Annotated in this window: 13 protein-coding genes; 7 read left to right on the top strand and 6 right to left on the bottom strand. The window is 51.3% G+C overall.

Translation table 11 applies throughout. The annotated features are described in order from the left end of the window. Positions 1–5,961 (top strand): type I secretion C-terminal target domain-containing protein (locus ACT53C_RS10605; RefSeq protein ID WP_476145998.1); only part of this gene is annotated, 5,961 nt, incomplete at its 5' end. Between the two features lie 132 nt (positions 5,962–6,093). On the opposite strand, the gene ACT53C_RS10600 is transcribed toward ACT53C_RS10605, so the two are convergent. The 6 genes from ACT53C_RS10600 to ACT53C_RS10575 form a co-directional block, all read right to left on the bottom strand. Beyond that, positions 6,094–7,554 carry a bifunctional 2-methylcitrate dehydratase/aconitate hydratase gene (locus ACT53C_RS10600; RefSeq protein WP_275354839.1) on the bottom strand — a complete coding sequence of 487 codons (1,461 nt, stop codon included), beginning with the start codon at positions 7,552–7,554 and terminating at the stop codon, positions 6,094–6,096. A gap of 95 nt (positions 7,555–7,649) precedes the next feature. After that, entirely contained in the window at positions 7,650–8,819 is a 1,170-nt protein-coding gene (gene prpC, locus ACT53C_RS10595; protein WP_476145995.1) for a bifunctional 2-methylcitrate synthase/citrate synthase, read from the bottom strand. A 38-nt stretch (positions 8,820–8,857) separates the two neighbouring features. After that, the gene (gene prpB / locus ACT53C_RS10590; RefSeq protein WP_476145993.1) at positions 8,858–9,736 is read right to left on the bottom strand and encodes a methylisocitrate lyase; all 879 of its coding nucleotides are present in this window, start codon (positions 9,734–9,736) and stop codon (positions 8,858–8,860) included. A 135-nt stretch (positions 9,737–9,871) separates the two neighbouring features. Beyond that, positions 9,872–10,870: an HpcH/HpaI aldolase/citrate lyase family protein gene (locus ACT53C_RS10585; protein WP_313988713.1), complete on the bottom strand. Its 999-nt coding sequence runs from the start codon at positions 10,868–10,870 to the stop codon at positions 9,872–9,874. A 2-nt stretch (positions 10,871–10,872) separates the two neighbouring features. Then, the gene (locus tag ACT53C_RS10580) at positions 10,873–11,931 is read right to left on the bottom strand and encodes a MaoC family dehydratase (protein ID WP_194746979.1); all 1,059 of its coding nucleotides are present in this window, start codon (positions 11,929–11,931) and stop codon (positions 10,873–10,875) included. 9 nt (positions 11,932–11,940) lie between these two features. Next, positions 11,941–12,822, bottom strand: a complete 882-nt coding sequence (locus ACT53C_RS10575) for an HpcH/HpaI aldolase/citrate lyase family protein (RefSeq protein ID WP_194746978.1) — start codon at positions 12,820–12,822, stop codon at positions 11,941–11,943. 181 nt (positions 12,823–13,003) lie between these two features. On the opposite strand from ACT53C_RS10575, the gene ACT53C_RS10570 reads away from it, so the two are divergent. The 6 genes from ACT53C_RS10570 (at position 13,004) to ACT53C_RS10545 (ending at position 18,437) form a co-directional block, all read left to right on the top strand. Further along, positions 13,004–13,738, top strand: coding sequence for a GntR family transcriptional regulator (locus ACT53C_RS10570; RefSeq protein ID WP_476145991.1), 735 nt, complete (start codon positions 13,004–13,006; stop codon positions 13,736–13,738). Positions 13,739–13,931: 193 nt separating this feature from the next. Then, positions 13,932–15,134 carry a malic enzyme-like NAD(P)-binding protein gene (locus ACT53C_RS10565; RefSeq protein ID WP_476145989.1) on the top strand — a complete coding sequence of 401 codons (1,203 nt, stop codon included), beginning with the start codon at positions 13,932–13,934 and terminating at the stop codon, positions 15,132–15,134. A gap of 4 nt (positions 15,135–15,138) precedes the next feature. Beyond that, a complete protein-coding gene (gene sdhC / locus ACT53C_RS10560) occupies positions 15,139–15,531 on the top strand; it encodes a succinate dehydrogenase, cytochrome b556 subunit (protein ID WP_194746975.1) in 393 nt (130 codons plus the stop codon). 6 nt (positions 15,532–15,537) lie between these two features. Continuing rightward, a complete protein-coding gene (sdhD, locus tag ACT53C_RS10555) occupies positions 15,538–15,891 on the top strand; it encodes a succinate dehydrogenase, hydrophobic membrane anchor protein (protein WP_194746974.1) in 354 nt (117 codons plus the stop codon). Between the two features lie 10 nt (positions 15,892–15,901). Beyond that, positions 15,902–17,689, top strand: coding sequence for a succinate dehydrogenase flavoprotein subunit (sdhA, locus tag ACT53C_RS10550; protein WP_338657417.1), 1,788 nt, complete (start codon positions 15,902–15,904; stop codon positions 17,687–17,689). Position 17,690: 1 nt separating this feature from the next. Continuing rightward, positions 17,691–18,437, top strand: a complete 747-nt coding sequence (locus ACT53C_RS10545) for a succinate dehydrogenase iron-sulfur subunit (protein ID WP_228518643.1) — start codon at positions 17,691–17,693, stop codon at positions 18,435–18,437. Positions 18,438–18,443 lie beyond the last annotated feature (6 nt).

Here is an 18,443-nt window from a genome sequence, read left to right as displayed (position 1 = left end):
GGTCCTGTACAAGATGAGGCCAAGCTGCAACTGGTAGCCCCTGGTGCACCGATTGTGACGATTGATACCGATGCGAACAACGATGGTTACATCAACAAAGCGGAATTAGGCAGCGACACGACAGCAAAAGTATCGATTACTTTGCCAGCGACAGCGATGCCAAATGACCAACTGCTGGTCAGTGTCAACGGAGGTGCGCCGATCGCGATCACCCTGACGCAGGCGGATGTGACCAAAGGCAGCATCAGCGTGCCAGGCATTGCAGTGCCGGCCAGTGGCCAGACCTTGACGGTGACTGCGCAAGTAAAAGACGTTGCGGGCAACCTGGGAGATACAGGCTCAGACTCTGCCAAGATTGATACAGCGATCCCTAACGACGGCGTTGCGCCGACGGTAGAGATCACGACGGATGCGAACAACGACGGCTTTATCAACCGAGCAGAGCAAGGTAACTCAGCGACCGATGACGTCAAGATCTCATTTAACGCGGCCAAAGTAGAGATTGGTGACGTGATCACGGTGACAGACGGCACGGTGACGAAGAACATCACGATAGACGCGACAGCCAAAGCGAATGGTTATGTGACCACCACGTTTGCCAAGCCAGTAGAAGGTGGCTTCCTGAAGGTAGACGCCTACATCAGCGATACAGCGGGTAACAAGAGTGATACCGGCACGGATTCGGCGAAACTGGACACCAGTGCGCTGACTGGTCTGACCATCACATTGACGACAGACGCGAACAACGACAACTACATCAACAAAGCGGAATTGACCGCTGCAGGTAATACGGTATCAGCCGAAATCAAGTTGCCACTGGATGCAGCAGCAGGAGACTCGCTGGTAGTGACCGGTACAGGGAATGCCCCGCAGAGCATCACGTTGACCCAAGCGCAGATTGACGCAGGCAAGGTGGTTGTGACCTTCAGCCCACCTGCCAACGGTGTAGATCTGCAAGTGACCGCACAAGTGACCGACCCTGCGGGTAACAAATCCAACGTTGCCACAGACAACGCAGTGATTGTGACAGACGGCCCAGGCGCGCCGACAGTGACGCTGACCACAGACGTCAACAACGATGGATACATCAACCAGAGTGAATTGAATGGCAGCAGCACAGTAGGTGTATCGATTGGCCTGCCATCGACCGCCAAGGCAGGTGATACCCTGACCATCAATGATGGGATTAATCCGCCACAAACACACGTGCTGACAGCCACTGACATCACAGCTGGCAGCTACACGACTACGGTTCCGGCGCCAGCGTCTGGCACGAAACTGATTGTGACTGCAGTGGTGACCGATGTTGCGGGTAACCCAAGCAACCCAGGCAGCGACTCAGCGACAATTGATACCACCGTATACAAAGGTCTGGCGATTCAGATTACTACAGATGCCAACGACGATGGCTACATCAACAAGTCAGAGCTGACCAACAACAGCATTGATGTACGAGTGACAGTGCCACAAGGTGCTGCGATTGGCGATACCTTAACAGTGACTGGTTCTGGCAATGTGCCACAAACCATCATTCTGACTGCAGCCCAGATTCAAGCAGGCTATGTCAACGTTTCGTTCAATCCGACGCTGAATGGTACAGACTTTGTATCGACAGCCTCGATCAAGGATGCCGCGGGTAATGCAGCCGGTCCTGTACAAGATGAGGCCAAGCTGCAACTGGTAGCCCCTGGTGCACCGATTGTGACGATTGATACCGATGCGAACAACGATGGTTACATCAACAAAGCGGAACTGGGCAGTGACACGACAGCTAAAGTGTCGATCACCTTGCCGGCGACAGCGATGCCAGATGACCAGTTGTTAGTGAGTGTCAACGGAGGTACGCCGATTGCCATCACCTTGACGCAAGCGGACGTGACTAAAGGTAGTATCAGCGTGCCAGGCATTGCGGTGCCAGCACATGGCCAGACCTTGACAGTGACTGCGCAAGTGAAAGACGTTGCGGGTAACCTGGGTGATACAGGCTCTGACTCTGCAGTGATTGATAGCACACCTGTAGCTGTTGCAGATACGGCGACTATTGATGTCCCTGTACCAGCCTCAAACTTTTACTATTGTGACAGTAAAGGAAATATTGGATTCCTTGATGTTAAAACTGGCTTCAATACTATTCTCACCAAAACTGCACAAGTCTTTACTGATATTGCAGTAAATGCTTCTGGTAGCTTGGTTGGCATTACGGGTACTGGAGATCTTTACTCCGTCAATCCAAGTAGTGGTGCTACTACTTTGATTGGAAATGCACATGCGAATAACTGGTTTACTTCATTGGTTTATGGGCCCAATGGTGATCTATACGCCGCTGGCCAGGATGGTAAGCTTTATTCGATAGCGGCTAATGGTTCTGGTACAGTCATCGGTGACTTTGGTGCATCTGCTGCAGGAGACTTACTGTTCGTGAATAATGCGGTATACGCCACCACAACAGATGGTCGTTTAATGAAATATGACCTGGTGACTCATCAGACTTCAGTTGCTATCGGAACGATGCCAAATGATATCTATACCTTAGGCTTCGATGGTAATGGTAATCTCTACGCAGTAGAAGCAGATGGTAAAGTTTGGAATCTGAGTGTCGAGAATGGGACTGCAACCTTTAATGGGGTCACCGTTTCAATTACAGGTGCCCAGTTCAATGGTGGGGCTTCAACCTTAATTGATGGGGTGACTGCTACGATTGCCGGTGATGTAACTCCTGGTACGCCTGGTCAAGATTATGATCCGGATGGCGATAGCTTTACAGTGACAGGTGTTGCAAGCGGTACAGTGACTACCACCAATGGTAGCCTGGATCAGGTTGTACATGGCATCTATGGTGATTTGATCATGCATGCAGATGGCACTTATACCTATAAGGTGGATGGCACACTAGCAAGCACTAAAGATTTAGTTAGCAAGCAGCAATCAGCAACAGATGTGTTCTCCTATACTATCAGTGATAGTTATGGTGCAACGAGTACCACAACGCTGACTATTAACGTGAATGGTAATACTTTAAATATCCTGAGTCCGGATGCAGGTAAAGCGCTTGTTTCTGAAGAAGGCTTGGCTGGCGGTATTCCAGATAGCGTAGGCAATCCAAGCGATTCCACGAATGCAACGACTTTCACTAATAGTTTAAATGTGGTCGGCGCGACAACTGTAGCACTTACGGCACCAACAGCGACTTATACCTCCGATGGGGTTAAGTTGTCGTGGTCTGGCAGCGGTACAAGTGAGTTAATTGCGACGGCGAATGGTAAAGAAATTCTCCGTGTGACCATGAACGATTTGACGGGTAAATACACTGTTAAACTTTCTGGGCCATTGGATCATCCAGGACAGGGCGAAGATATTCTGTCTATTCCTGTCGGGGTTAAGGTATCAAATGCGGTGATCTCTAAAGATGCGACTATTCTGGTCAGCATAGAGGATGATGCGCCCGTGGCAACTAGCCAGGTGATGAACGCTTCTGTTTCTGCAGGTACCAATATTATGTTTACGATTGATGTGTCTGGCAGTATGGGGACACTCGATGGTGTAAATGGTACCTCGCGCCTGGCTAGTGAAGTGAAGTCTATTAATACCTTGCTGGATCAATATGGTGCCCTTGGCAATGATGTACGTGTCATGATTGTGACCTTCTCTGATGGTTATTATCAGAAAACACCGACTTGGGTAACGATTGCTGAAGCTAAACAAGTCCTGGCATCATTACAAGTAATTTCTGGTACCAATTACGATGCAGCACTGGATGGCACTAAAGCGGCATTCAACTCAGCTGGCAAAATTGCAGGTGGCCAGAATGTGGGTTATTTCTTCTCAGATGGTGAACCTAACACGGGTCGCGAAGTTGGCGATACCGATAGACAAGCATGGGAAGCATTCCTGAAAGCCAACAATATCAATGAATATGCAATTGGTGTGGGTAGCAGCGTGTCTGCCACTCAAGTGGCTAATAGCATGAACCAGGTCGCTTATAACGGTTTAACAGCAACAGATACTAATGCTGTTCAGGTGTCCAATTTCGCTCAACTAGATGGTGTATTGAGCCAGACTGTACCAACGGCTGTTTCAGGTTCATTGACGACAGGTGGCGGTTTCGGGGCCGACGGTGGTTACGTTAAATCAGTCGCAATTGAAGGAACCACTTATACCTTTGATGTTAAAACAGGTGCAATCGCAGTTAATGGCACTAATAACAGCTCATACAACGGCACGACACATGAGTTGACTGTGAATACGGCTGCAGGTCGCTTTGTGGTGGATATGGATGATGGTAAATACACCTTTACACCTGGCCAAACAAAAGTGACGCTGATTAATACTACTTTTGATGCAAACGGTAGTAGTCAGCAAACGCCAGTACCTTTGGGTTGGTTTACTGATAACAAGAGCGGTACGATTGAAATCATGCCTGCTACAGTTTATGGCTTGTCTGCAAGCTATGGTAATGTCCTTGAAGTCGAGAACTATGCTGGCGATGGAAACTTGTATACTTACATCAATCCTGCAAAGAATGCCATTGTTACCTTGAGTTTCGACTATGCAGCACGTGCTGGTCACACCTCAGGCACGGACTCTGCGATTCAAGTGATCGTTGATGGTAAAGTGATTGATACGGTCAATACCGGTAGCCTGAACATGAGTACATTCTCATATAGCTTGACGGGTACTGGTAACCAGATGCGCGTTGAGTTTAAATCTGTGGATACTAATAGCACCGGTGGTTTGCTCGATAACATCAAAATTACGTCCTCTACAACAACTCAGCCGGCTGACAGTACCAAAGTCACTTACACATTAAGTGATAATGATGGTGATACCAGCACTGCTGATTTGACTTTGAATGTTGTGAAAGCCTGGGCTCCAGTGCCACAGACCGCCCCTGATGTTTCAGTGGCTACGACCGCTGAGGGGTTGATCACCTTGCCTGGATTATTGAATGTCGATTTGTTTGACTTCTCCAGTCGTCAAAGCTTCTCTGCCAGTGATGTGAATAACAACATCACGAATGTGACAGTGGCTTATAGCACTGGCTTAGGCGTGACATTAGGCTCTAACCTGATGACATTCTCCCAAGCGGCAGCAGACGAGCTAGGGTTGAAAGTCAGCTATACTCAAGATAATGGAGTGTTAGGTCTTATTGGTGGTAAGGGATCAATGGTGATTACCTCTGCGGATGGTAGCACTATTGATAATCTGGCCTTGAACGAGTTTTTATCTACCGTGAAGGTCAATGACCAAGTTCTCTCATTGAACCTGTTGGATAAATTCACCATCACTGCCACCGACAGTACAAACCTGCAAGACACTGCTTCTATTACTAACTTGGTCAATATTGATTTGTTGAGTAGTAGCAAAGCAACACCAATTATCGGTGGTGATGCAGGCGACAACGTGATTAACGGTACCTCCGGCAATGACATTATCTACGGCTATGCTGGCAACGATACCTTGAATGGTGGCGATGGTAATGACATTCTGCGTGGAGGTGCTGGTAATGACACCTTGAACGGCGGTAATGGCAATGACATCCTGATCGGTGGTAAAGGTAACGATACCTTGACCGGCGGCGCGGGTGTGGATGTGTTCAAGTGGGATCAAGGCGATGATGGTGCTGCTGGATCCCCTGCACGTGACACAATCACAGACTTTAATAAAGCCGCGGTCAACCAAGGCGGCGATGTATTGGATATCCGTGATTTGTTGCAAGGTGAAAATCCAAACAACTTGGTCAACTACATGCACTTCGAGAAATCAGGCAGCGATACCATTATTCATATCAGTTCGAATGGTGGCTTTGCTAATGATGCACACAATGTTTCAGGTGCATTCAATAGTGGTCAAGAAACGCAGACCATTGTGGTGGCTGGTGTCGATTTAACCAACGGCCAAACCAGCGATGCAGCCGTGATCGCAAACTTGCTGACACAGCAAAATATTGTTGTGGATCACTAATCGCAGCAGTATTGCTAATAGCAGTTCAAGAGCGACCCTTGTGGTCGCTCTTTTTTTATTCAGCGTTTGTTTGATACAGGCAATAAAAAGAGCGCTGTTTGAGCGCTCTTTTTAGAGACTGAGTTTGCGTTGTTAGAGCGCCAGCATATCCACAAACGCATTCACAGCAGTGGCTTCCAGCTTGGCCTGATCCTGACATAAGGCCAAAATGTCGGCTTGTCTGGTTGTGTCAAAGCGACGTGCCAGATTGGTTTTGAATTTCTTCACCAGTTCCGGGATGCCTTCGCCACGGCGGCGGCGATGGCCAATCGGGTATTCCACCGCAATATTGCTGGATTGCGTGCCATCCTTAAAGAAAATCTGAATGGCATTGGCAATGGAACGTTTTTCCGGATCCAGATAGTCACGCGTATATTCTGCTTTTTCGACGCAAGTCATCTTGTCGCGCAGTGCATCTATGCGCGGATCAGCGGCTGCGGCATCTTCGTAATCCTGTGCAGTTAAACTTCCTTTGAGCAAACCAACGGCTGCCATATATTGAATACAATGGTCGCGGTCAGCAGGGTTATCCAACGGGCCGGTTTTATCGATGATGCGAATGGCGGACTCGTGTGTGGTGATAATAATCTTGTCGATGTTGGCAATGTCTTCCAGGGTTTGCAGACGGCTGCCCACTTCCTTGTTGAGCTGGAAAGCACACTCCACCGCTGTTTGCGCGTGAAATTCGGCCGGGAACGAGATTTTGAACAATACCTGTTCCATCACATAGCTGCCGTAAGGGCGCTGGAACTTGAAGGCATTGCCCTTAAACAAGACATCATAAAAGCCCCAGGTTTTCGCCGTGAGTGCACTTGGGTAGCCCATTTCGCCTTGCAAGGTCATCCAGGCCAGGCGCACCGCCCGCGAGGTGGCATCACCTGCTGCCCAGGATTTACGTGAACCGGTGTTTGGACTATGACGGTAGGTACGCAAGCTTTGACCATCAACAAAGGCGTTAGACACAGCATTGATAATATCCTGCTTGTTGCCCCCCAGTAATTTGGTCACGACAGCGGTAGAGGCAATTTTAACCAGAATGACGTGGTCCAGACCCACTCTGTTAAAGCTGTTTTCCAGCGCCAGTACGCCCTGAATTTCATGTGCCTTGATCATGGCGGTAAGTACGTCTTTCATGGTCAATGGCGCTTTGCCTTCGGCCACATTTTTGCGCGACATGTAATCCGCTGAAGCCAGAATCCCGCCCAGGTTGTCAGATGGATGTCCCCATTCTGCGGCCAGCCAGGTGTCATTAAAATCCAGCCAGCGGATCATGGCGCCAATATTAAAAGCGGCCAGGATAGGGTCCAGCTGATAAGGGGTGCCGGGAACTTTGGCGCCATTCGGCACAACCGTACCGGCAATCACGGGGCCTAGTAATTTGGTACAGGCGGGATAATCCAGTGCCTCGAAACCACAGCCCAGCGTATCCATCAGGCAGTTGCGGGCGGTATCGTAAGCTTCATGAGAGTTGATTTCAAAATCTGCCACGTAGTTGGCGATATCTACAATGACTTGATCGGGATCGGGACGTACATTAGAAATATGGGCGGACATAAGAGATTCTTTCAAGTAAAAATTTACGCAACAGAGGCTACAGCAGAGTTTTCTCTGTGCTCTCTGAGTCCTCTGTGGCTAAAAAATGGGTAAGACTAACGTTTGTCTAAAGGCACAAACGCTCTGTTATCTGGGCCGTTATACTCTGCATTCGGCCGAATAATCTTGTTATCGATACGCTGCTCAATCGCATGCGCGACCCAGCCGGTGGTGCGCGAAATCACAAAAATTGGCGTGAACATGCCAGTTGGAATCCCCATCATGTGGTAGCTGGATGCGCTATACCAGTCCAGGTTGGGGAACATCTTTTTCTCGTTCCACATGATTTCTTCAATGCGGGCCGAGATATCAAACAATTTCATATTGCCTGCATCTTCACAAAGGGATTTGCTTACGCGCTTGATGGATTCATTACGTGGATCGGCAATGGTATACACGGGATGGCCAAAGCCAATAATGATTTCTTTGCGCGCCATACGAGCCTTGATATCTGCTTCAGCTTCATCTGGTGTTTGGTAACGCTCAATAATCTCCATGGCGGCTTCATTGGCGCCGCCATGTTTGGGCCCCCGTAGTGCGCCAATCGCACCGGTGACGCAAGAATACAAGTCGGAGAGGGTGCCAGCGATCACGCGTGAAGTGAAGGTTGAGGCATTGAACTCATGTTCGGCATAGAGCACCAGTGAGGTGTTCATGGCTTTGATATGCAGCTCGGACGGTTTTTTGCCATGCAGGAGATGCAGGAAGTGCGCCGCGATAGAGTCGTCATCAGTTTCTACCTCAATACGTACACCGCGATGGCTAAAGTGGTACCAGTAAATGAGGATAGAGCCGAAACAGGCAATCAAGCGGTCCCCCAGAGCTTGTGCGCCAGCAGTATTGCGGTCGGTAGCTTCTGGTTCCAGTGTCCCCAGCATCGAGCAGCCTGTGCGCATCACATCCATTGGATGCGCATTGGCTGGAATCTGTTCCAGTACGGCTTTAAGTGCACTGGGCAGGCCGCGTAGCTTTTTGAGCTTTTGATGATAAGCGGTGAGTTGTGGTTGGGTGGGCAGCTCACCGTGAATCAGCAAATAAGCGACTTCTTCAAACGTGGCATGTTTAGCCAGTTCGATGATATCGTAACCGCGGTAATGCAGGTCATTACCGCTATGGCCCACGGTACAAATGGCCGTAGTGCCAGCAGCCACGCCAGCCAGCGCTACGCCTTTTTTGCGTTTGGGGGCGTCGGTGGCAGGCGTTGTGGGATCAGTGGTGGTGTTCATAAAAACCTCCTTAAATAACTCAATCTTGTCATACGAATCTATTTTTTATACAGCGCGTCTAGTTTCTGTTCAAAAGCGTGATAGCCCAGGTGCTCATATAAATCAGCACGCGTTTGCATCAGGTCCAGCACATTTTTCTGTGTGCCATCTTTACGTACACCTTGATAGACCTTGAGCGCTGCCTGGTTCATGGCACGGAAAGCGGACAGTGGATACAACACCATGCCCACGCCAGCGGTGGCCAGTTCGTCTACCGTAAAAAGCGGTGTGGAGCCGAACTCGGTAATATTCGCCAGAACAGGGACTTTGACCGCATCAACAAACTGGCGGTACATGCCCAGCTCTGTCATCGCTTCAGGGAAAATCATATCGGCGCCGGCTTCAACGCAAGCACAGGCGCGGTCAATGGCGGACTGCAACCCCTCTACGGCCAGCGCGTCGGTACGTGCCATGACGACAAAATCATCGTAAGGTTTGGCATCCACGGCGGCTTTGACGCGGTCTACCATTTCATCCAAACTCACAATTGCCTTGTTAGGCCGGTGGCCGCAGCGTTTGGCAATGACCTGGTCTTCAATATGCACGGCGGCTGCGCCTGCCTTGGCGACACTTTTAATCGTGCGCGCAATGTTGAAAGCGCCGCCAAACCCGGTATCAATATCAACCAGTAATGGCGTATCCACGGCATCGGTAATGCGGCGGACATCTACTAGCACGTCTTCCAGTCCAGAAATGCCGAGATCGGGCAGGCCTAAAGAACCCGCCGCCACGCCGCCACCAGACAGGTAGATGGCTTTAAACCCGGATTGGGTGGCCAGCATGGCGTGGTAGGCATTAATCGCACCGATAATTTGTAATGGTTTTTCGGCTGCCAGTGTGGCGCGGAAGCGTCCGCCAGGGGTATTGGATTGCTGCATGATGAACCTTTGTAAAATTAAACTCTATTTAACCGCCGATAAACGCAGATGCACGCCGATAAGCTTTAAAAGTGAATTGGCTAACAATCTTTAGTATCGGCGTTAATCTGCGTTTATCGGCGGTCGTCAAACATCTCAAAAGAATGCGTGCTCTGCATCTTCCGGCATGGCCACCCCGGTTTGCTTGGCTTTTTGCAACACTTCCCAGAAATAACGGTAGGTGGCGCGGTCATGCAATTCACCTGCGTATTGAATCGGCCCCCAGTCAGCGGCCTGTGCTGCCAGCAAAATGTTGGCTGCATCCGTCACTTCGTCATAATTCGGTTTCATGGCATCAACGATGGCCTGAATTTGTGTCGGGTAGATACTCCACATGCGCATAAAGCCAAACTCATTGCGCGCGCGTGCGGCGTCGCTAAAGGTCACTTCCACATTCTTGAGATCCAGCGTTACGTTATGGGCAGGCACGACACCATTTGCCAGTGCTGCGGAGACCACTTCCGTTTTGGCACGCGCCAGCAGGCGGTGATCAAACTGGCCAGGGCTGCGCATCGCGGTTGCAGGGATGGCGCCATGGTGGGCGCTGACAAAGTCCATCAGGCCAAAGTCCAGCACTTGCAACCAAGGCAGTTGTGCAATCTCGTGCACTTGGCGCAGGGCGCCATGGGTTTCAATCAGGATATGCACCGGGATTTCGCGGCGTATGCCATGTTGTTTGGCAACTTCTTGAATATAGCCGATCATTTCACGGGCTTGCGCGATGTCGGTACATTTAGGGATCGTCAGGTAACTCAAGACTTCACCCGCCCCCCCCACCAAAATATCGATATCTTTTTTCCAGTGCGGATGCGTATAGTCGTGAATGCGTGCCCCTGCCATCTTGTATTGGTTGGCAGCAGAATTCAGCACGCGCACGATCATTTCCGCATGCGCCTGCTCCTGGCCGCTGGCAGCGCCGTCTTCACAGTCGCAGGTGATGTCAAACACAGGACCGACCGCATTGGGATTGGCCGAGTCTTGCAAGGACAAGGCTTTCAAAATCAGCTTTTCGCTGCCTGCAAAATGCTCACAAGCCGGGATCACCGGAAAGGGTTTTTCGCCACCAAAGAGCGCCTGGTTAGGATGAACGGCCATGGTTAGTTTCCTTTTCGTGGAATTAAAACGGTGTAATCAAGGTCGAGTACCACATTGGGGTGGTAGCCCTGTGAGGTCTTGATGTTCTCAACATGATCTGGCGGAATATTCTTGAGGCCGATCATGCGCAGTCTGAGGGCGCCGAGCTGCGGGTGGGGCAGGGTCCATTGATCCAGCACTTCCGTCATGCAGTAAATCGTGTCACCTGCGTAGCTGGGATTGGCATGTGTGCCGCCATTAATCGCCGCAATCGACAGCGCGTTCTCCAGGCCTTCAAAGCTCAATGCACGGCAGGCGGAAATCACTACGCCGCCATAGACCAGACGCAGGCCTTGTGGCGTGGATTGCATCAGATGAGCATCAAAATGCAGTCTGGCATTGTTTTGGTATAAATGGGTGGCCAGCGTATGATCGCTATCGTTAATGGTGAGGCCAGCGGGATGGCGCAAACGTTCGCCTACGGTGTAGTCTTCCCAGAAGTAACGGCCACCGGTAGCCACCGCGATTTCCTGATGCACATTAAACGGGGCGGGCAGGCGCAGATCCTTGGCAGCGACAAAGGCAGGCAAGTCAGGGATCACCGTGTCCGGCGCTGGGGCAGCCAGATTTTTCTTGTGCACCATCACCCAGCGCACCCAGCTTAAAACCGGTTGCTGGTCTTGATTGACCGAGGTCGAGCGTACCCAGACCACGCCATTTTTGCCACTTGAGTTTTGCTTGAGGCCGATCACTTCGCTGGAGGTGGTCAAGGTGTCACCGACATATACCGGCTGGATAAACCGTACATCGGCATATCCCAGGTTCGCCACTGCATTGACTGAAATATCTGGTACCGTTTTGCCAAACGCGATATGAAAAGCCAGCAAATCATCAATGGGCATCTGCGCATAGCCCAACGACAAGGCAAACGGCGCGCTGCAATGCAATGGATTGCGTGCGCCTGTCAGCGCGATATATAGCGCTGTGTCGCCGCTGGTGATGGTGCGAGGCGTCGCATGCGGGATGACTTCGCCCAGCTTGAAGTCTTCAAAAAAACGCCCGGCGTTGATTTTGCCTGTCATGTTGATTCCTTAAATGAATTCTTCTTCTAGCTCTGCAATCGCTTCTGATAATTTGATGAGTCGTTGCGCAGCTTTAATATGGTGGTGTTCCACCAGTTTGTCGTTGACCACGACCGTCCCTTTACCACCTTCGTTTGCCTCTTTCAGGGCTTTAATGATCAACCTTGCATGTTCGACCTCAGACCTTTGCGGGGTATACGCATCATTGCAATAAGCAATTTGCGCCGGATGCACCAGTGACTTGCCATCCATGCCTATGTCGCGCCCTAGGCGGCAGGCATATTCAAACGAATGCATGTTCTTAAAATCAGACGTAATGCCGTCGATCACGCCTTTGCCATACGCACGCGCCGCCAGAATCACCAGCGATAAGGAGGTGAGGATGGCAGAGCGTTCATGCGTCACACGTGCATGCAGTTGCGAAATGAGGTCAGAGGTGGCCATCACCATGCAGATCACGCGCTCAGAGGCGGCTGCAATTTCCTTGGCGTTTAATACTGCCAGCGGACTCTCTATCATCACCATCATCGGCACATCCTTGCCACCGGCATCATCCAGCAGCTGTTGTGCCTGCAATACGTCTTCGCGAGACTCGATATTGGGGAACAGAATGGCATCTGCGCCAATATTGGCCACTGCCTTGATATCGTCATGGCCCCAAATCGAGTGCAGATCATTGACGCGCACCACCACTTCACGTTTGCCATAGCCACCTTGCTTGACGGCATTAACAACGTTCTCCCGTGATTGCACTTTGACATCCACCAGAATCGGGTCGCCCAGATCCAGAATGACGGAATCGGCCGCTAATGTGCGAGCACGCTCCAAATAGTGCTGATTACAGCCAGGGACATATAGCATCGAGCGTCGTGGTCTGAGTGCATATGACATGGGTTTTCCTTTGTTGCAGCGAGAATTGAATTCATTATTCATGAATAAAAAAACTCTGTCAACAAATATCTTATGTCTTATATAAGATATAAAATAGTAGACAACAAAAAAGCGCTGTGATATAAATTGAATAACTAATTTTTTGGCGTCTTGTGATGCCTGCAAGTGTGGAGTCAAGGATATGGATAAACAAGTCGGATCGGCCAGCTACAGGCCGTTATATGACCAGATTAAGGTGTTGATCACCCAGAGCCTGATTGGTGGGGAGTGGCGCCCGGGTGACATGATCCCGAGTGAGATTGATCTGGCTCAGCGTTACAAGGTCAGTCAGGGCACGGTGCGCAAGGCAATAGATAGTCTGGCTACTGAAAATATTCTGATTCGTCGTCAGGGCAAGGGTACGTTTGTCGCGACCCATAATCAGGATGATGTGAAATTACGCTTTTTGCGTTTGACTGCTGAAACCGGCCAAAAAGAATTGTTACAGAATGAGTTTATCTCCTGTGTCAAAAGCAAAGCCAGTGTGCATATCGGTAAGGTGCTGGAAATGAAGGCAGGCGCGACCACCATAGAGGTCAAGCGCTTGCTGACTTTTTCCGGCCGACCTCTGATTTATGACCACATTATTGTGCCCGCTGCGCCATTCAAAGGCTTGAATCGCGCCAAGGTGGAAGAAAGCAATGGCTCTATGTACGGCATGTATGAGTCGCAGTTTGGCATACGCATGATCCGTGCTGAAGAGCGGATCAAAGCGGTGGCCGCAGATGCTGAAGTGGCGAAAGCCCTGGGGCTGAAAGAGGGATATCCGCTGCTGAGCATAGAGCGCGTGTCGTTCACCTATGGCGACAAGCCAATGGAGTGGCGGTTAGGTTTGTGTCTGACCGATGACCATCACTACATGAGTGAATTGGAGTGATTGAAAAATCTTCATCAGCGGCGTTGAGCTGCGCTTGTCCGTCTGGCTGCTGAAGTTTTTGAATTGTTCGGGATAAAAGAAATGACTTTTGAAAACACATTTTCGCGTTGTTGGGCTTTGCTTGCCTAGCCAACATGTATTTTTGAAAAGTCTTGGTCGACGCAAAGACTGGTGAATAGAAAGAGGTTAATGAATGGATGACTTGAAAAAACGCGCGCTGGACTACCACCAGTTTCCCAAGCCGGGCAAGCTGAGCGTGGAGTCGTCCAAGCCCTGCGCAACGCAACAGGATTTATCCCTGGCCTACACGCCAGGGGTGGCCGCGCCAGTGCTCGAAATAGAGGCGGATCCTGCCAATGCCTACAAATATACCAACAAGGGAAATTTGGTTGCGGTGATCACCGATGGCACAGCCGTGCTCGGCCTGGGCAATGTTGGTGCGTTGGCCGGCAAGCCGGTGATGGAAGGCAAGGGCGTGCTGTTTAAACGCTTTGCAGATATTGATGTGTTTGATATCGAAGTCAATGCTGCCACGCCTGACGAGTTTATCCAGACCGTCGTCAATATTGCGCCGACTTTTGGCGGGATCAATCTGGAAGATATCGCTGCCCCGCACTGTTTTTATATTGAATCAGAACTGAAAAAACGCCTGGATATTCCGGTGTTTCATGATGACCAGCATGGCACGGCCGTGATTGTGGCGGCGGCGTTGCTCAATGCGCTTGAGCTCCAAGGCAAAACCATGCCCCGCGCCAAAATTGTGTTTTTAGGTGCGGGTGCGGCGGGTTGCTCTTGTGCCAAGTTGCTTAAGCTGATGGGCGCCACCGATATCACCATGGTGGATCGCAAAGGCGTGCTCGATTTGGCGCGGGATGACTTGCATGACAATAACCGTGCGTTGGCGATTGCGTCTGGCAAGGTGAGCTCCCTGGCAGAGGCCATGCAGGGCGCAGATGTATTTATCGGGGTGTCGGCCAAGAATGGCTTGCCAGCAGAGCTGGTGGCCAGCATGGCGGCCAAACCGGTGATTTTTGCACTGGCCAATCCAGATCCTGAAATTTTACCCAGCCAGGTTTTCGCAGTGCGTGATGACGTGATTATGGCCACTGGCCGCAGTGATTTCCCGAATCAGGTCAACAACGCCTTGTGTTTCCCTTATTTGTTCCGTGGTGCGCTGGATGCCAAGGCCAAACAGATTACCGAGCAGATGAAAGTGGCGGCAGCAAAAGCGCTCAGTCAACTGGCGCGCGAGCCTGTGCCGCAGCAAGTACTGGAGGCTTATCAGTTAACGTCTTTGTCGTTTGGCAAGGAATACATTATTCCCAAGCCGTTTGATCCACGCTTGATGGAATACGTGGCTGGTGCAGTGGCACGTGCAGCGCAGGCAGACGAGTAGCAGCATGATTGTTAAAAAGCAGAAAAAACAGCGGCCCAAGAATCTGGATTTATTCACGATCCGGCTGCCGGTCAATGCCGTGGTGTCTATCATGCATCGGGCCAGTGGCGTCGCACTGTTTTTGATTCAGCCCTTGCTTTTATGGACCTTGTATCTGTCATTGTCTAGCGCTGCGGGTTATCAAAGCGTGGCCGGCCAATTGCAAACATGGCCAGTCAAGTGTCTGGTCACGGCCTTGGCCTGGGCGTTTTTTCATCATTTTTATGCAGGTATTCGTCATCTGGCGATGGATGTGCATTGGATGACCACCCTGCAAAAGGCAAGGTTCTCCAGCCGCGTTGTGCTGGGATTGGTGGCATTCACCATGTTGTGGATGTTATGGGCGATTTGGGGCTGAGTCAGCATGCTATTTGAACTGCTTACGGCGAAATACCCTGGCATGCGTCGCTGGCTCACGCAGCGGCTGTGTGCCTTGTCCATGGCCTTGGGACTGTTGTTATTCTGCATGCGGCTGCTGTGGTTGTCGCCAGCAAGTTATCACGACTGGGTGGCCTTGTTTGCGCCCTGGTGGTGGCGCCTGCTGACACTGTGGTTTTTTATCTGCATGTTATTGCATGCGTGGCTGGGTGTGCGTGATGTGCTGCGGGATTATGTGCCGCATCTGGGCGTACGGTCGGTGCTGCAACGATTGGTAGATATTGCGGTGTGGGGAAATGCACTCGCAGTATTGTGGATTTTATTTGGAATGAAGATTTAAGGTGAATGGCATGACCAAGACAGCGCAGGGGACAGGTGCAAGCAAACTACAGCATCATCAGGTAGATGCCGTCATCGTCGGCGGTGGTGGGGCTGGCTTGCGTGCGGCTTTGCAGCTGGCGGAATCCGGCGCCGATGTCGCTGTGCTGTCCAAAGTGTTCCCCACCCGTTCACATACCGTGGCGGCACAAGGCGGCATTGCCGCCGCGCTCGGTAATGTGTCTGATGACAACTGGTTGTGGCATATGTATGACACCATCAAGGGCTCGGATTATCTGGGCGACCAGGATGCGATTGAGTTTATGTGCCGCAATGCGGCCAAGGCCATTATTGAACTGGAGCACTTTGGCATGCCGTTCGACCGCCTCGAAAATGGCCGTATCTTTCAGCGTCCGTTTGGCGGCATGACCCGCAATTTTGGCGAGCAAGCCATTTCGCGGACCTGTGCTGTGGCGGACCGCACCGGCCATGCCATGCTGCATACGCTGTATCAGCGCAACGTCAAGGCCAACACTCAATTCCTGATTGAGTGGTTTGCCCTGGACCTGATTCGAGATGCCGATGGGGATATCTTGGGCGTGATTGCGCTCGAAATCGAAACCGGCGACATTCATGTGATTCATGCCAAAGCCACCATGCTGGCCACGGGTGGAGGTGGCCGCATCTTCCAGGCCAGTACCAATGCCTATATCAATACGGGGGATGGCTTGGGCATGGCCGCGCGTGCAGGGCTGCCGTTGCAGGATATGGAGTTCTGGCAGTTTCACCCCACCGGGGTATTGAATGCCGGCGTATTGATTACCGAAGGCGTGCGTGGCGAGGGCGGTTATCTGGTGAATAGCGAGGGCGAGCGTTTCATGGAGCGCTATGCGCCCAATGCCAAAGACCTGGCCAGCCGCGATGTGGTGTCACGCGCCATGGCGACCGAGATTAAAGAAGGCCGCGGCGTTGGCAAGCATAAAGACGCGGTGTACCTCAAACTAGATCATTTAGGGGAAGACATCATCAGCAAACGCTTGCCTGGCATCCGCGAAATTGCCAAAACCTTTGCCGGTGTAGACCCAACCCAGGCGCCTATCCCGGTGGTGCCGACCGCGCATTACATGATGGGTGGCGTGCCCACCAATCTGGATGGTCAGGTTGTGGTACATGACGGCCAGTCTGAGCGTGTCGTTAATGGTTTGTATGCGGTGGGCGAATGTGCCTGCGTCTCTGTGCATGGCGCCAATCGTCTGGGCTCTAACTCTTTACTGGATCTGGTGGTGTTTGGTAAAGCGGCAGGCGACAAAATGGCGGCGGAGATTGCTGCCAACCGTGCGCACAAGCCGCTGCCAGCGAATGTCGCGGATGCAACGCTGGCGCGTGTTAACCGCCTTGAAAATGGCGGGGGCGAGAAAGTGGCTGAGGTGGGCTTGGCGATGCGCCAGACCATGCAAAAACATTGCGGGGTATTCCGTTTTCCTGATTTGCTGGCCGATGGCGTAGACGCCATCAAGCAAGTGGCCCAGCGTGCCGGGCAGTTAAGAATTGCTGATACGAGCAAGGTGTTTAACACGGCCAGGGTCGAAGCACTGGAGTTGGATAACCTGATGGAGGTGGCGCTGGCAACCATGCAAGCGGCCCATGCGCGTCAGGAAAGCCGCGGCGCCCATGCCCGTGAGGATTATCCCGAGCGTGACGATACGCATTGGCTCAGTCATTCGCTGTATTTTGCCCGCGAGCAAAAGCTGGTGTACAAGCCGGTGCGCCTCAAACCATTGACCGTAGAACCATTCGAGTTGAAGAAAAGGGTGTATTGATATGCGTTTCTCTATTTACCGGTTTAATCCCGACGTAGACAAAAAACCCTATATGCAGGACTACGAGGTCACGCTGGAAGACAGTGACCAGATGTTATTGGACGCGCTGATGCGGATTAAAGAACTGGACGAAACGCTCAGTATGCGCAAGTCATGCCGTGAAGGTGTGTGTGGCAGTGATGCCATGAATATCAACGGCAAAAATGGCCTGGCCTGCATTACCAAACTCAGTGATCTGCAAGAACCTGTGGTATTGCGTCCCATGCCTGGCTTGCCTGTGATTCGCGATCTGGTCGTGGATATGACGCAATTCTTTGATAACTATCATTCGGTGATGCCTTATTTGCAAAACCATGACACGCCGCCGGAAACCGAGCGCCTGCAAAGCCCGGAAGACCGTGCCAAGCTGGATGGCTTGTATGAGTGCATTTTGTGTGGGGCTTGTACGACCTCTTGCCCAAGCTTCTGGTGGAACCCCGACAAATTTGTCGGTCCGGCAGGGCTGATGCAGGCTTATCGCTTTATTGCCGATAGCCGTGACCAGGAACAGGATGCGCGGTTGGAGAATCTGGAAGACCCTTACCGTTTGTATCGTTGCCACAACATCATGAACTGTACCGATGTCTGTCCGAAAAAGCTGAATCCAAACGCGGCTATTGCAGCGATTAAAGACCTTAAGATCGAAAAAGCCAAGGCCCATCAAGACAGCAAGCCGGGTAAGAAGATCTTTGGTATCAAAGTGTTATAGGGGGAA

Source organism: Methylophilus sp. DMC14, from assembly GCF_056314085.1.
The sequence above is the reverse complement of the archived record's forward strand: the minus strand, read 5'-3'. Positions and strand labels throughout refer to the sequence as shown.